This window comes from Kitasatospora sp. NPDC007106, from assembly GCF_040634455.1.
Classification (GTDB): domain Bacteria; phylum Actinomycetota; class Actinomycetes; order Streptomycetales; family Streptomycetaceae; genus Kitasatospora; species Kitasatospora arboriphila.
Genome location: NZ_JBEYFP010001409.1, coordinates 1 through 1,123 on the forward strand (window position 1 = coordinate 1; position 1,123 = coordinate 1,123).

At 67.0% G+C, this 1,123-nt stretch carries 2 protein-coding genes; both read left to right on the plus strand.

The window, feature by feature from the left end:
• The first annotated feature begins 332 nt into the window (after positions 1–332).
• Entirely contained in the window at positions 333–830 is a 498-nt protein-coding gene (locus ABZ641_RS38865) for a DUF4259 domain-containing protein (protein WP_359989420.1), read from the plus strand.
• A 51-nt stretch (positions 831–881) separates the two neighbouring features.
• The coding region (locus ABZ641_RS38870; protein ID WP_359989422.1) for a hypothetical protein at positions 882–1,123 on the plus strand (242 nt) is incomplete at its 3' end.

Sequence of the window (1,123 nt, forward strand, 5' to 3'; positions counted from 1 at the left end):
GCCTCACCGGCGAGACCACCCCCACCTGGCGCGGAACCTAACGTCCGAAGCCAGGGACGAAACGCCCGGTTAGTGGAGAGGCCGGTCGAGAACCTTCAGTGTGCCAGGCACCTGGGCACTTTCACTCGTACGCGGCTGTGCACATTCACGCGTGCGCAGACACCCCCGGCGTCGCTGTAGCAGCTGTGCGACGATCGCACGATGTTGCGCAGTCTTGAGATCACCGCGGTTCTGTCTGGGCTTGAGAAGGTTCATCGTGATCGGTTGTTCTGGAAACCCGCGATCCAGCTGAGCCTGGATCGCTTCGTCTGCGAGCGGGTCCTGCTGGCCTCATGACGGCCTTGTCGGTGGCCGCTGCGATGATCGCCGCACAGTGGCGCGAGGAGATCATCATGGGCACCTGGGACATCGGCCCATTCGAGAACGACATGGCCGCAGACTTCGCCTACGCTCTGGACGAAGCCGCCGAGGACGAGCGCGAGACCCTGGTTCGGACGACGCTGACCCGCACCATCCAGACCCGGGACTACCTTGAAAGTCCTGAGGGAGCCGGGGCCGTTGCGGCCGCCGCTCTCATCGCCGCACAGTGCCCGGGCGGTGAACCAGTCAGCACAAGTTACGGCCCCGACGAAGCCCTTCCGATCTTCGCCATCGATCTTCGGTCGCTCGCTGTCGAGGCGCTCGACCGGGTGGTCGCCGAGGAGTCCGAGCTCGCCGACCTCTGGGACGAGACAGTGGACGGACCGAAGTGGCGGCAGGCCATCAGCCGCATCCGCGCCGTCCTCGCACCCGAGCCCGAGCCTCAGGAAGACCCACTCTTCGATCTCTAACCGAATAACCCAGCGTTACCGGTCACGGAAGTTGAGCCAGAACCGCGACCCGTGAACAAAGCCACGGCCGTCGCGCTGGTGGCCCCGGCCCTCGAAAGCGTCTGCGCGAACAGGTCCTTCGTACTGGTCTTCCCGGACGAGCCGGTCACCCCGATCCGCGTCACGCCCGGCATCTGCGCGGACTGCCAGCGGGTGAGCTTCGCCAGGGCCTCCATGACATCGTCGACCAGCACCGCGGGGGCGCCGCACGGCCGCGACCCGAGCACGCCCGCCGCCTCGGCGGCCACCGCCGC